This window comes from Streptomyces sp. CA-111067, from assembly GCF_050956065.1.
Taxonomy (GTDB): domain Bacteria; phylum Actinomycetota; class Actinomycetes; order Streptomycetales; family Streptomycetaceae; genus Actinacidiphila.
On the sequence record NZ_CP192103.1, the window covers coordinates 4,900,358 to 4,914,026 of the forward strand.

At 68.3% G+C, this 13,669-nt stretch carries 11 protein-coding genes, 1 tRNA gene and 1 pseudogene; 5 read left to right on the top strand and 8 right to left on the bottom strand.

Features of this window, described 5'->3' with window-relative positions:
• The first annotated feature begins 130 nt into the window (after positions 1-130).
• Positions 131-673: a DUF6368 family protein gene (locus tag ACQPW6_RS21365; RefSeq protein ID WP_433891270.1), complete on the top strand. Its 543-nt coding sequence runs from the start codon at positions 131-133 to the stop codon at positions 671-673.
• 20 nt (positions 674-693) lie between these two features.
• On the opposite strand, the gene ACQPW6_RS21370 is transcribed toward ACQPW6_RS21365, so the two are convergent.
• Entirely contained in the window at positions 694-2,280 is a 1,587-nt protein-coding gene (locus tag ACQPW6_RS21370) for an ISL3 family transposase (RefSeq protein ID WP_433891271.1), read from the bottom strand.
• Between the two features lie 650 nt (positions 2,281-2,930).
• Between ACQPW6_RS21370 and ACQPW6_RS21375 the strand changes: the two genes are divergently transcribed.
• Both ACQPW6_RS21375 and ACQPW6_RS21380 read left to right on the top strand, forming a co-directional pair.
• Entirely contained in the window at positions 2,931-4,796 is a 1,866-nt protein-coding gene (locus ACQPW6_RS21375; RefSeq protein ID WP_433891272.1) for a serine hydrolase, read from the top strand.
• Positions 4,797-4,869: 73 nt separating this feature from the next.
• Complete coding sequence (locus ACQPW6_RS21380; RefSeq protein ID WP_433891273.1) at positions 4,870-5,769, top strand: MurR/RpiR family transcriptional regulator; 900 nt, start codon at positions 4,870-4,872, stop codon at positions 5,767-5,769.
• Positions 5,770-5,935: 166 nt separating this feature from the next.
• On the opposite strand, the gene ACQPW6_RS21385 is transcribed toward ACQPW6_RS21380, so the two are convergent.
• Together ACQPW6_RS21385 and ACQPW6_RS21390 are read right to left on the bottom strand one after the other, a co-directional pair.
• Positions 5,936-6,337, bottom strand: coding sequence for a hypothetical protein (locus ACQPW6_RS21385; protein WP_433891274.1), 402 nt, complete (start codon positions 6,335-6,337; stop codon positions 5,936-5,938).
• Between the two features lie 73 nt (positions 6,338-6,410).
• Entirely contained in the window at positions 6,411-6,974 is a 564-nt protein-coding gene (locus ACQPW6_RS21390) for an SUKH-4 family immunity protein (protein ID WP_433891275.1), read from the bottom strand.
• A 216-nt stretch (positions 6,975-7,190) separates the two neighbouring features.
• Between ACQPW6_RS21390 and ACQPW6_RS21395 the strand changes: the two genes are divergently transcribed.
• Both ACQPW6_RS21395 and ACQPW6_RS21400 read left to right on the top strand, forming a co-directional pair.
• Positions 7,191-7,263, top strand: a tRNA-Gln gene (locus ACQPW6_RS21395).
• Between the two features lie 2 nt (positions 7,264-7,265).
• Complete coding sequence (locus ACQPW6_RS21400; protein ID WP_433891276.1) at positions 7,266-9,599, top strand: hypothetical protein; 2,334 nt, start codon at positions 7,266-7,268, stop codon at positions 9,597-9,599.
• 523 nt (positions 9,600-10,122) lie between these two features.
• On the opposite strand, the gene ACQPW6_RS21405 is transcribed toward ACQPW6_RS21400, so the two are convergent.
• From ACQPW6_RS21405 to yhhC, 5 genes and pseudogenes are all read right to left on the bottom strand, one after another.
• Positions 10,123-10,527: a type II toxin-antitoxin system VapC family toxin gene (locus tag ACQPW6_RS21405; RefSeq protein ID WP_433891277.1), complete on the bottom strand. Its 405-nt coding sequence runs from the start codon at positions 10,525-10,527 to the stop codon at positions 10,123-10,125.
• Entirely contained in the window at positions 10,520-10,798 is a 279-nt protein-coding gene (locus tag ACQPW6_RS21410) for a type II toxin-antitoxin system Phd/YefM family antitoxin (protein ID WP_433891278.1), read from the bottom strand. Before ACQPW6_RS21410 ends, ACQPW6_RS21405 begins: the two co-directional genes overlap by 8 nt.
• Positions 10,799-11,315: 517 nt before the next feature.
• Positions 11,316-12,181: pseudogene (locus ACQPW6_RS21415) on the bottom strand (IS5 family transposase).
• Positions 12,182-12,204: 23 nt separating this feature from the next.
• Positions 12,205-13,065 (bottom strand): aKG-HExxH-type peptide beta-hydroxylase, encoded by an 861-nt coding sequence (locus tag ACQPW6_RS21420; RefSeq protein ID WP_433891279.1) that lies wholly within the window; start codon positions 13,063-13,065, stop codon positions 12,205-12,207.
• Positions 13,013-13,651 (bottom strand): cyclophane-containing peptide 2OG-Fe(II) oxygenase YhhC, encoded by a 639-nt coding sequence (yhhC, locus tag ACQPW6_RS21425; protein ID WP_433891280.1) that lies wholly within the window; start codon positions 13,649-13,651, stop codon positions 13,013-13,015. The genes ACQPW6_RS21420 and yhhC overlap by 53 nt, the downstream gene beginning before the upstream one ends.
• Between the last annotated feature and the right edge of the window lie 18 nt (positions 13,652-13,669).

The window sequence follows — 13,669 nt, forward strand, 5'->3', positions numbered from 1 at the left end:
GTCGTCATGCCCCGGTAACCACCACAGAGTGGCTCTGTCCACCAGAACGGGCTCTGGCTCAGCTTCTGTGACGCGGCCACTCTGAGTAATCGGTTGGGGATGGCATTCCTGGCTGGTTAGGCTCCGGGCCATGAGCGGACCGGTGTTGGTGATCGAGTTGGCGGAGGCCGTCCCTCGCGTGGCGATCCAGCGGCTCCGCGAGTTCCTTCTTGGCGCCTCGGCACGGTTTGAGGAGAAGCGGGTCGGCGAGTACGACCTGAACATTCGCGCGGAGGGCCTCGGGATTGCGGATGCCGGGGACGTAGATGGACGTCGGCCTCTCCTGGTCTCTCTCATGGGGCCTGGGATCGGTGACGAGGCCATCTTCGATGCCGAGCACGCCGACGAAGTCGACCAGGAACCCCTCATCGGCTTCACCCCCACCCACGCGGTCGACGTCATCGCGTTCTGCAACCGTCCTGTCGACCACCTCGTCACGGCCCTGCTGACCGCCGCCGTCATGGATGTGATCGGTGGTGTCGCTAACGCCGAGCTGCGAGAAGATCAGGTTGCAATCGTGGCCGGCCTTCCCGGCATCGTCGCAACGATGACCGATCCGTGGCCCGCCGTGTACGGCTCGGCGGAATTCCTCCGAGCGTGGGCCCAACAGTCCGGTTTCCGGCTCCTGAAGTAGCCGGAACTCAGCCAGCTGGCTCACGCGAGTAGTACCCGCTTGCGTAGCAGCTTGAAGCCGGCTCGGCCGAACATCTGGCGCTTGAGCATTTTGATCCGGTTGACATGGCCTTCGACCGCGCCCGAGCTCCAGGGCAAGGTCAATCCGGCGATGACGGCGTCGAGGTCGCGGTCGATGCCGGCGGCGAGGGTGTGGAGGCTGGGCAGGTCGTCCCGCCGGACGGCGTCGAGCCAGGCCGGGAGGCGCTCGCCCTGGCGGTAGGTGAGCATGGTCGCGAAGGACCGGACGTGTCGGGTGAGGGCGTCCAGTTCGGGGCACTGGGTGCGGACGGCCTTGAGCTGGAGTCGTTCGGGCTCGGTGAGGGTTTCCGGGCGTCTGAGGATCCATCCGGAGACCGTTCGGGGCGACGGGGGCCGTGCGGTCACGGGTCGCGGTGAGATGCGTTTCTTGTGGACGTAGGCGCGAACGCGCTGGTAGCTGCCCTTGTAGCCGAGCGGCACGATCTCCTCCCACAGCTTCCACGCGTTGGTGAAGCCCTCGTTCCACCGGTCGTCCAGGTAGGGCTTGTAGTCGTCGAGCACCGAGGGCCGGTCCTGCCACTGGCCGGTGAACAGATCATCGGGCCTCTCGGCGTCGGCGAACCGTCTGACGGTGTGCCAGGCCATGCCGAGCTGCCGCTGGACCGAACGCAGGCTGTGTCCAGCCTCCAGGAGTGCGTGAACGGCGGCGTGCCGGGACCTGGTGCGGTCGGCGAACCGGTGCCCCGTCGGCCAGGGTGAACCGGACGACTCGTCTTCCGAGGCGGGCACAGGCTCGGCTTCGGGGGCGGCCGGGACAAGGGCTCGCAGGCAGCGGCGGTGCTGGGCGACGGCCCGTTCGGCAGCCTCGCTCAGGTTGTGCCAGAGGTGCCACCGGTCCGCAACCTGGAGGGCCTGAGGGGCGCCGGCGGAGGCGCCTTCGGCGAAGAACGGCGCCCGGTCGCGGCAGACGACCTCGACGCATGGCCGTTCAGCAAGCCAAGCCGCCAGGCTGGACGCCTCCCGGTCCGGCAGCAGATCGACGGGGCGCCGGGTCTCGATGTCGATGAGGACAGTGCCATAGTGGCGGCCCTTGCGGGTGGCGTACTCGTCGACGCCGACCACCCGCGGCGCGGGGATCTCGGGTTCGGGAAGAGCGTCCACCAGCCGGAGCACCGTGCTGCGGCTGACGGGCACCCCTAGAACACGGGCAAGACGGGCCCCGGCCCGGCCCGCGAGGGCCAGGCCGACTGCGGCCAGTGTGGAGCGCAACCGCTCTGTCCACTGACCGTGCCGACGGGTCAGACCGGGTATCTGCTCGACGAAGGTACGGCGAGCACAGCCTGAGTTCTCGCAGGTGAACCGACGGACCCTCAGTTGGAGAACGACGCTTCGGTCACCGCTCGGCACATCAGTGGGAAACCGCAGGTAGGAACCATGCACCCGGTTCGACCAGGCTCCGCAGACCGGGCACACGGCACCGTTCGCGATGCCGTGCGCATCGATACGCACTGTCTCGGTGTTCACGTCCACCGACAGCACCGCGACGTCCGCGATCGACGGGAACAACAACTCCTTGAGCCGGACCACGACCTCTTCCACGGCCCCGAACTGTCAGCCCAACCGCCGGGCCAACGGGCCATTTTCGGGCGACTTCGTGTACGGCTCATAGAGGTCCGGCTGTCACTCAGAGTGGCCGCGTCACAGAAGCTGAGCCAGAGCCGGTTCCCGCAAACAAAGCCACGTTGTCCCATTCACCGACTTCGGCGGCAAATCGGCGCCTGTCTCCCAGCGTCACGGTCACGCCCGACGCTCGCACGTGTTCGGCTTCATCTGCAAGCAGATCCACCCACGGCGACCCGCGGTTGCCATTCTCCTTTTCCGGCTGCGCGTCGTGTGTCGAGTGGTGCTCCCCACGCAAGCGGGGATGGACCCGCGAGCCTGAACGCGGAGTACGTACAGATCAACTGCTCCCCGTACGAGCGGGGATGGACCGCCGCGGCCGTCGCCCCCGCGCCGCAAGCGCCGCCCCCGCGCCGCCGTGCCGAGTGGTCAGAGAGCGTTCCTGCAGAGGTTGTTGGGGGCCGAGTGGTTGACCCGCGCCGCGGTGGTCAGTAACTTACCGATGCCGATCATCTTCTGGTCAGAAACTTTCCAAACCGGGTCCCGTGGCGCGCTCGCCACTGTGTGCCGCGACCGGGCCCGGCAGGCGTACGACGACCTCCACGGACGAGGTTCACATGCGGATCCCTGCGCTCACCGCAGCGGCAGCGCTGCTCGCCTCCCTCACGTTCGCCCTTCCCGGCGCCGGCGTCGGCGCCGCAGCCGCGACCCCGCCGGCCCGGCACGGCGACAGCGGCCGGTTCGACCGGCCGTACTCGGCGTTCGCCCCGGCCGACACGGTGCTGCGCCGGGGGACACCCGGCGCAGCCGGGCTCGACGCGGCGCCGATTGACGCGTTCGAAAGCCAGATGGCCCAGTGGGAGGACCCGGCCGGCGGCGCGAACTACCTCTTCCCCGGAGCCACCACGCTGATGGCGCACGACGGTGTGGTGGCCGAACGCGCGGCCGGCGGCTACGCGGTGAAGTACGCCGACGCCACCACCGAACTCCCGCAGGACCAGTGGGTCCCGGCCCGCACCGACACGATCTACGACCTGGCCTCCCTGTCGAAACTGTTCACCTCGATCGTGGCCATGCAGCAGTTGGAAGCGGGCCGGATCGACCTGGACACCCCCGTGGCGCACTACCTGCCCGAGTTCGCCACCAACGGCAAGGCCGGCATCACCATCGAGCAACTCCTCACCCACACCTCCGGGTTCGACGCCGACCCGGTGCCCTCGCTGTGGCAGGGCTATCCCGACATCCCCTCCCGGGAGAAGGCGATCCTCGACACCAAGCCGATCAACCCGCCCGGCACCACGTATCTGTACTCCGACCTGAACATGCTGAGCCTTCAGCTGGTGCTGCAGAAGGTGACGGGCAAGCCGCTGGACACCCTCGTGCGCGACGGCGTCACCCGGCCGCTCCACCTGACCGACACCGGCTACAACCCGCCGGCGGCCGAACTGCCGCGGATCGCGGCGACCGAGTACCAGACGAGCCCGCCGCGCGGCATGGTCCGGGGCCAGGTCCACGACGAGAACGCCTGGGCCATGGGGGGCGTCGCCGGCCACGCGGGCGTCTTCTCCACCGTCGACGACCTCGCGGTGCTCGCGCAGTCCATCCTCAACGGCGGTACGTACAAGGGCCATCGCATCCTCAGCGGGCACAGCGTCAGGCTGATGGAGCAGAACTTCAACGAGGCGTTCCCCGGCGACTCGCACGGCCTGGGCTTCGAACTCGACCAGATCTGGTACATGGGCGGCCTCTCGGGCCCGCAGACCCTCGGCCACACCGGGTTCACGGGTACGTCACTGGTCATCGATCCGCAGTCGCGCTCCTTCGTCATCCTGCTCAGCAACCGCGTCCACCCGACGCGGAACACGCCGTCGACCAACCCGCCGCGGCGGGCCATCGGCGAGGCGATGGCGCAGGCGATGCGGGTCGAGCCGCCCGGTGGCGGCCCGACCTGGTTCTCAGGACAGGGCGGCGGCACGACCAGCACCCTGACCAGCGGACCGCTGACCACCGGACCGCTTACGGCCGGCGCACCGCTTACGGCCGGCACGCCGTCGACGGTCGGCACACCGCTCACGGCCGGCACCCCGCTGAACGTCGACTTCTCCGCGTTCGTCAACACCGAGTCGACCGACCGGCTCTACGTCGAGACCTCCGCCGACGGCGGCGCGACCTGGCAGCCCCTCGCGCTCCGGGCGACCGGCACCGGAGCGCCGCCCGGAAGCCCGACGTCGCTGTCGGGGCAGGGCGTCCGCGCCTGGTGGCAGGTGCACGCGGAGATCCCGCAGGCCACCGGACCCGTACAACTGCGCTGGCGGTACACCACCGACCCCGTCTACGAAGGCCGGGGCGTCGATCTCGCGCACCTGAAGGTGACCGCCGGCGGAGGAAACCTCCTCGATGCCGCCGGCCTCACCCCGGCGGGCGCCTGGCAGGAACTGCCGGCCGCCGGCGGGCCGAAGAGCCCGCATGTCCTCGGCGGCTGACCGGTACGGGGGCTTGCCCGGCGGCCGGCCCGACGGCGTTGACCTGCTTGATCACGGTGAGTAAGTTCTCCACGTGGTAGCAGCCGATTCCGTCAGTGGTTCGTCCACGGCGAGCCCCCTGGTCCGCATCCGGTCGCTGCTGCCCGATCTCGCCCCGGCGGAGCAGCGCGTGGCCAGGGCCGTCCTGGCCAACCCCGGGCTGGTCGCGCGCCGCAGCATCACCGCGCTCGCCGAGGCCGCAGGCACCAGCGAGACCACGGTGATCCGGTTCTGCAAGGCGATCGGGGTCGGCGGCTACGCGGATCTGCGGATCGCGCTGGCCGCCGACACCGCCCGCGCCGAGGTCCGCGACGACCGGCGGCTCGGCGGCGACATCACGCCGAGCGACGACCTCGGCGAGGTGGTCGGCAAGGTCGCCTTCGCCGACGCCCGCGCGGTCGAGGAGACCGCACGGCAACTCGACGTGGCCACCCTGCGGCGGGTGGTCGCCGCTGTCGCGGACGCGGGCCGCGTCGACATCTACGGCGTCGGCGCCAACGCGTTCGTAGCGGCCGACCTCCAGCAGAAGCTGCACCGCATCGGGCGGGTGAGCTTCGCCTGGAGCGACACCCACATCATGCTCACCTCGGCGGCCGTGCTCACCCCGGGCGACGTCGCGATCGGGCTCTCCCACACCGGCGCCACCGCCGAGACCGTGGAGGCGCTGCGCATCGCCCGCGGTCACGGGGCGACCACCGTGGGCCTGACGAGCTTCCCCCGCTCGCCGATCCGCGAGGTCTGCGACCACCTGCTGACGACGGTGGCACCCGAGACCACCTTCCGATCCGGCGCGACGGCCAGCAGGATCGCCCAACTGACCGTCATCGACTGCCTGTTCATCGGCGTCGCCCAGCGCGATCTACCGAGTGCGCGCAAGGCACTCCAGGCCACGTACGACGCCGTCGGCGACCACCGCCTCGACAGGAGCGGGTAGATCTGCGCGGCCGTCAGCTGCTCGGGGTCCACGTCCCGGCTCAAGCCCTCGAAGGACAAGGGCTGACGCCACCGAGGCCCGTCCGCTCGTTCCTCTTCGCCGCATTCCGACCTCTTCGCCGCATTCCGAGACTGATGGATCGCCTGCCCGTACGGCCCGATCGCGTCTACAGGTCTTCAAAGGCATCTTCGCCGGGCCGCCAGACCATCCACGAGCGATCTCCGAAACCGTTGAGCATGGCGATCTCCGGACCGGTGACTTCGTCCCTGCTGGGATGCAACTGGAGGGAACCGGCGCCGAAGTCCACCTTGATCCCGATGCCGGTCTCCTCGCGGGTGGCGATCACGTCTTGCGGGATCAACCCCCGTAGTGCTCCGGCCCAGTTGGCCTCTGCCGGCGAGAACCTCTCTCCGGCCAGGGTGACGGTCGGCAGCACGTCGCACGTGAGGACGGGCGTCTCGTCGGTCGGGCCGTCGAACCGTAGTTGGACGTAATCCATGACGAACTGCACCGAGTACAGCCGGAAGCCGACGAGTCGGCTGAGTAGGGAGTTGAGCTCATACGCCACAGCGGGAAGTCTACGGTCGGCTGAGCGAGCCGCCTCGAAGTGCCCACGTGACATGGCGTGGGCTGTTCGGGGGTCACAGCACGTCGGGGTCTGCGAGGTAGTCGATGACTCGCGGCCAGCACGAGTCGGGGATCTCCAGCGCGGTCGGGTCCACGTCGGTCATCCCGTCCAGCAGGTGCCGTCGGATCGTTTCGGTGTCAGCCGACCTCCCCGCGAAGTCCCATTCAGACTTGGTGGACTTGAGTACGTAATGGAAGTGCACGAACGCCCGCAGGCTGCTGTTCACCCGGTGGATCTCGCCCTCCTGGGGAATGCAGAAGACCGTCCCGGACACCGGGTCGAACGCGAGGCTGTCGTAGAAGGAGAGCGCCAGGCCGATCCAGTCGTCCGCGCCGGCCGGGACGTTCGGGTAGTTCCCTTCCAGCGTCCAGTCCCAGTCGGCGACCGTCTCGAAGCGCGTGCCGAACGTGACGTCCACGTCGAACACCGGGTTCTCCCAGCGCGGGATTCCCAACGTGCCCAGCACTTCCACCACGTCTGCGTTCGGTATCTGCCCCAGGAGGTCCGGCGGGACCGTGAGCAGTTCCTCCGGCGCGAACACCGACTCCAGCATCTGGCGGGTGAGTGGTGTGCTCATACCGTCCAATCCGTTTCGCTACGTTGTGCCCTCAATCGACCTGGGCTTCGTCTCTCGGCCGTCCATGAACTGCAGTTGGGAGTATGGAGCAGGGTTCCCGCTCCGAGGTGGAGTTGATCGGAGTCGGGCCTGTCCGCTCAGCGGTTAGCCACCCCTCAGGCGCAACAAAACTGTTGGCCGGGGCCGATGCCCAGCCAGTAGCCTCACCATGAACATCGGCGTGTAGCTCAGTCAGAAGAGCACCGGGCTCTGAACCCGGAGGGCGCGGGGGCGGAGCCCGCCACGCTGGCTATGGACAACGACTCCAGCCGCGACGACGGCCACGACGCACCCCTGTCCGGCCCGTCCGGTCGGGAACCTGCCGACGTTCACCGCCCCTATCCGCTCGGCCAGTTGGCCACGGCATTCACCACGGCCCTGACCCATCACGACCCGCGAGTGCGGGCCCGCGCCGAGGACCGGGTGGCCCGCTGGCGCAAGATCCTGACCGGCATGGCCGACGGCACGCTGACCGTCGGATCGCGCACCCCGGTTGCCGGCCTGCCCGCCTGGGTCACACCGGAGGTCGTCCGCGGCGGCTTCGCCACCGGCACCCCGGCCGCGGGCGGGCCGCTGCTTTCGCACGAAACCGAGGCCGCGCGCCGCGCCGGTCTGCCGGCCGAGCGCCGTGCCTTGTTCGCGTACGCCCTGACCACGGCAGGTCTGGCCGAACTGACGGACCTGCTGGCATCGGGCGCCTACGGTATCGACCTGCCCGAAGAAGCGGCCCTGCTGACCGTTGCCTGGCTCGCCGACCACGGGGAGACCGCGGCTGCGCTGGAACTCCTCGACGTGCTGGAGCCGTTCGCCGATCGCCTGCGATTCCTGCCGCGTCGGGTACCCGCCCCGCCCTCGGGGGCGAACAGCGGCATCGTGTTCCGCTGGACGGTCGGAGAAGTGCGCGAGCGGCTGCGGGAACGTCGCCCGCACGCCGACGTCGAGGCCATGAACGAGGCACTGTCCGTGTGGAACCCCTTCGCCGACGACCTGCTCGACCACTGGCTGAAGACCGTACGAGACGGCCGTGTCCTGGCCGGGACCCCCGCGCCGGAGTGGAAGGAGCAGGCGACCGCCCTGCTGGAGCGCTACCGCGCACTTGCCGCCGAGCACACCCTGTGCGGAAAGCACCGTCGTCCGAAGGAGAACGCGTTCATCCTCCGGACCGCGCTGGAAGACCTGGTCCACGGACGGGACTTGGACGCCCGGCGCCACGGAATGGTGCAGCACGCTGTCGAGTCGATGGTGCGCCGCCGCGGGGCACCCGGCACGCCCGAACACAGCGCGCTGCGCGCCCACCAGGCCGCGGACGCCGGCCGTCCGACGCACCATGCCCTGGCAGAGCTTGTCGCCGGGCGTCTTGCCGACCTGCCGGCGGACACCGGCACCTCGCAGGCCGACAGCTTCACGGTCCCGGTCACCCCCGCCGAACACGCGACCACGGGCCTGCCCGTCAGCGCCGACGTGCCCGAGCCCATCGCCCGACTGGTACGCCGAGCGCTGGCCGCCGACGTCCCCACGCTCATCGGGGCCGGCGTCGTGCCGTCCGCGGAAGTGCTGGCCGCTCTCGTACCCCAGCTCGTCGCGACGGGGACCGCCGCCGGCTATCCCGACCCCCAGCTGCGCAGGCTGATGGCCGCCGCGTACGGGGCGTTCCGCAACCGGCGCTCGCTGCTCCTGGTCAACCTCCAACACCAGGTCCGCTTCGAGGAGTTGCCCTGGGTGCGGGCCGTCGAACGGCACCGGCAGGCCACCGACCCGGTGCGCGCCACGGCACGACGCACTCTGGCCGATCTCGGCGAACTCGCGCTGCTGGGCTGGCCCGGCACCGTCCTGCCCAACCCTCTGGTGAGCGAACTCGCCACGCTCACCCGAACCGCGGGGCTCACCCTGCCGTGGACCGAGGAGCTCGCCGCTGACATCTTCATGGGCACCTTCACGTCCAAGTTCCCCGTCGCCGCGCGCATGGCGGCCGAACTCCTCGACGGCACCCTGTACGCGGCCTATTACGGCATTGACCGCGCGGCCGTCGCCGACATCGCGCAGGAGGCCGCCGACGGCAAAGGGCCCAGCGGTGCTTCGCAGTTCGCGGCGCTGTGCCACGAGCGGGCCGGCGTCGTGGGGACGACCTGGCTGTCGGTCGCCCAGGGGGGCGCGGTGATCGAGCAGGCCCAGATCCTCACCACGCACAACCTCGCCCTGCTCGCCGGTCCGGTCGGCGTGACTCCACCGTCCGGCTGGGCGGCGCCGGCTCGCGGGGCGTTTGCCACCACCTGCCGCCTGGCCGCGCGGATTCACGGCAACCCACGGCCGCTGACGACCATCAAAGACATGGCCTACGCCTGGCGTCAGGTCTTGTTCTACCTGTCAATGGCCACTTCCGACGAGCGCGGCGCCGTCCTGGAGCAGTTCGACGACGACGTGGCGCGGTATCCCGACCATGCCCGTGTTCGCCTGGCTCCGGTTCTGGCGGGAGTGCGTCTCGTGCGTGCGGGAGGCGACTTCGGCCCCGGCGGCGGCCCGGCACACGGCGGCGCCCGCCGGCTCGTCGGCTGGACCCCCGCCGGCCGTCACTGGCTCCAGGGATAGGCGCGGGCGCCGACACCAACGACTGGTCCAGGCCCACCAACGACGAACGCTTCGTCTTCGTCCACGTCTACCCGGCGGACCACGACAGCGACCCCGGCGAGGAGTCGACGACGGAGAAGTGACGGCGCGATGCTCCGCGGCACGGCTGATCGGCCCCGGCGTCGGCAGGCGGTCCATCCGAGCGCCGCGGCGCCAGCCGACCGATCACGGTCATCCGGTGCGTAGGCGCACGAGCTTTCGCCGCGGAACGGCAGGCCAATGGCATTCGTCCGCGAATTGTTCCGGGCAACGACGGAACCCCAACTCGCCGAGCTGGCGCTTTTCTGTGGAGCGGGTGACGGGAATCGAACCCGCGCTCTGAGCTTGGGAATCACATGAGTCGTCGTGAAACAGGTGCTGGTCGGCGCGGTTTCGTGCTGACAAGCGGGTGTGCCGCAGCCTTCAGCACTGGCCGGGGTTGACCGTCTTGTACCGCTGTGAGTGGTGCGGATGTGGTGCATGCAAACCGCGTATGGCGGGTCCGTCAGACGGCGACGACGGTCAGGGAGCCGCCCAGTCCCTTGAAGTCGTCGGCGTTGCGGGTGTAGAGGGGAAGGCCCTGGACGGAGGCGATGGCGGCGATCATGAGATCCATCCTCCGGGGGCGGGGATCGCGGCCTGCGGCGATGGCAAGCGCTACGAGCGTGCCGTAGCGGGCGGCTGCGTCGCCGTTGAACGGGAGGGGGTCGAAATCGGCGACTGCCGCGCCCAGTTTTTCCATGCGGGCGGCTCGCACGGCGGCGTCCTTGGCCATGGCGACCCCTTGCTGCAACTCGGCCATCGTGATGGCGGTGAGTTCGGGGACCGCTGGAAGGTCCGCCGGGTCGAGCAGGTCCAGGTCGATGTACGTGCAGGTGTCGAGCACACCGGCCGGGTGGCGCTCAGCCACGGCTGCGCTGCCAGGGGTCGTCGTCGCCGGCCCGGTCCTCGGTCCCGAAGAACTCGTCCGCTTCGTCTCGCATGCCGGCGGCGTCGACGCGCGGCAGTCTGCGGTGCCGTTCCACCAGTTCTTCGGCGCTCAGGCGACGCCTGCGGTGAAGGGGGCGCAGTTCTGCGACCTCGGTGCCGTTACGGGTGATGTGAAAGGTCTCGCCGGCTTCGACGGCGTCCATGACGGCTGCGGATTCGTTGCGGAACTCGCGCTGGGTGATGGATCTCATGAACTGAGTGTAGCGCGTCGTGTCTCATGGTGCTACGGACTAGCGCTGGTGGACGACGGACGCTGTGACCATCGGGTGGCTGCCCTCGACGAGGCCCGGGCCGGGTCTACGGCCGAGAGGAGGCCGGCCGCCCCAACTCTGCGAAACGCGCCAAGATCCGAAGCCTGCCTGTTGTTCAGCGGCGCGAGGCACCGTGCAGTGCCCGCGAGACCAGCGTCGTGGGTGGCCGCAGATGACCGCTGTGTACCGCTGTGCGTGGTGCGGAAATGGTGTGGCGGGCGAGCGTCACCGCCCGTGCCTGATGACGGGCCAGAATATGGGCACGACAGTGAGTAGGCCGTCGAGCTTTGTCGGGTTGGTGGTGAATACGGGGCAGTTATTTGGTGATGACGGCGATCACGAGGTTGGGAGCCCTGCGCCCCAGCTTGCCTCCCGTGCTAACTAGACCGAGCCCTTCTGATCGCAGAGCTCGCGTGAATAAGTGCGACGGCCGTTGACTTTCGGAGCCTTACAACGGCTAACACAATGAGTTGATCTGTCGCAGGGTGATGAGGCAGCAGGCGAGTTTGAGGAAGGCTTCGTGGATGTCGGCTCTGCGTTCCCAGCGGATGCGGAGTCGTTTGAAGCCGTGGAGCCAGGCGAAGGTGCGCTCGACGACCCATCTGTACGTGCCCAGTCCTGTTCCGTGGCGGGTGCCGCGGCGGGCGATGGCCGGCACGATGCGGCGGGCGTGGACCTGGTCGCGGTAGATGTCGTGGTCGTAGCCGCGGTCGGCGAACAGCGAGTTCGGCTTTCGGCGGGGGTGCCCGCGCCGGCCGCGAATGGCCGGGATCGCGTCGATCAGCGGCAGGAGCTGGGTGACGTCGTTGCGGTTGCCGCCGGTGAGGATGACGGCCAGGGGGGTGCCGTGGCCGTCGGTGATCAGGTGGTGCTTCGAGCCCGGCCTGCCCCGGTCGACCGGCGAGGGGCCCGTGTGGTGCCCCCTTTTAACGCGCGCACGTGCGAGGAATCGACCACGGCTCTGGACCAGTCCAGCCGGGCGGCGGCGTTCAGTTCGGCGAGCAGCACTTCGTGGAGGTCCTGCCACACGCCGGCCTCGTTCCAGTCCCGCAGCCGCCGCCAGCACGTCATCCCGGATCCGAACCCGAGTTCCTGCGGCAGATGCTCCCACTGGATGCCGGTGTGCAGCACGAACAGGATCCCGCACAGCACCTCGCGGTCCGGCACCGGCCTGCGACCCGGATACCGGAACCGCCGCTCCCTCCTCGGCAGCAGCGGCTCGATCCACTCCCACAGCTCATCCGACACGATCCACGGCGAGGCTCCCACGACCAGCCCAACGCTCAACTCGCAGGCCGGGCACGGCCACCAGGACCGATCCACCTCATTGTGTTAGCCGTTGTTACTCAGGCTGCAATATTCTCACGGCAGCGACGCCACAAATCGATGCCCATTTTGGAAAGTCCTTCCGGCGCCTCCGAGAGTGAGGCGATCTCAACTTCGATCTCACTACTACGTTTGCGACAGTATTGGCGCCACTCGCCGCTTATGCCCGTCAGAATGCCGAACGTCTGGTGGATGACGGCAAAGACGTAGAGGCCATGCAGAAGTCCGGTGACGGGTCGAATTTCATTCTTCCACGGCGAGTAGCCGTTTGCGCGATCATCTACGGCTAGAGGCTCGATTATGTCTACTAGAGTGAGTTGGAGGTGCATCGATTCATGGATGAGTGACTCGGCCAGCCTTAGCGATGCATCTCGCTCGTCCTTCTCCGGTATCGAGACAAAAATTGAGAATGGCAGCTCGGGCGTGCTGTGGCTGACGTCGTAGCCCCTCAGGCATTGAAGTGGATGAATTGCCTTCACGACCGAGCCGATGCTTTCGGCCATGCCCGGGACGTGTGTAAGCACGTCGGCCGCCGCTTGGATCCGCTCACGCATCTCCGGATCACGACTGTCAGCAAAGTGCAGCCCGGCGAATTCTGCTGCTGTCTCGCTCGACAGGTACTCGATCTTCGCTACGTGAGACCCGATGTGAATTCCACCGCCGTCGGGCGCGGGAGGAATTTTATCGCCCGCCAACCAGCGAGACGTCCCATATTGTTCGACGAGACTTGGCTTCACTTGATTGCGCGATATGAAGTCCGCTACCAGTTCGGCCGTCAGACCAGGGAACCAAAGCCGATCCTCCTTGCCCAGGCGCAGACTGAGTGAGCTAATCACATCGAGCTCGAAGCGAGTAAATGACCGTGTATCGCGCTCCTCCATGCATCTTGGAAACCGCGTGAAAGGAGTCGGGCGAAATCTCAAACGCAAGTGCGCTCAGGTGTTCCGGACGCAGCACACGGTGGACATCGGCGGGGTCGCCGGAGCTGAAGAGCATCAAAAAGCCGCCATCGGTGTCAGCGAGACCACGGTTCAGTTGGATGGTTAGTCGGTGCGACTCTTCCCCGATGAGATGGTCGTTGTGTATGCCGATTCGATGCCCGCGCACGAGCTTGTGGCACACGACGTTGACGTCCGGCTCAAACTCGCATCCGAACATTCCTGTCATCGCGGTGCCGACAGCATCGAGGATGTCGGGTCTGGTCAGGTAGGAAGCTGCCGGCGATGTGCTGTCCCAGCAGCTGAACTCGTACTGCTCGTAGAAGTCGGTCCGCTTCGCGATCCACGGCGCGTCGCGCTCAAACCACTCGAGGACGTGCTCACCGATCTGCGGTGTGAAGCACTCAATCAAAGTCGCGTACCGAAAAGGAGTTGCGGCCACTTCGGGGCTACCCAGGTCTGGCCGCGGCCATGCCGTCATATCGGATGCCGGCAATGCGCCTTGTTCAGGCGGAGAGTTGGTCGTCACGACGATCCCTCGTGTCGG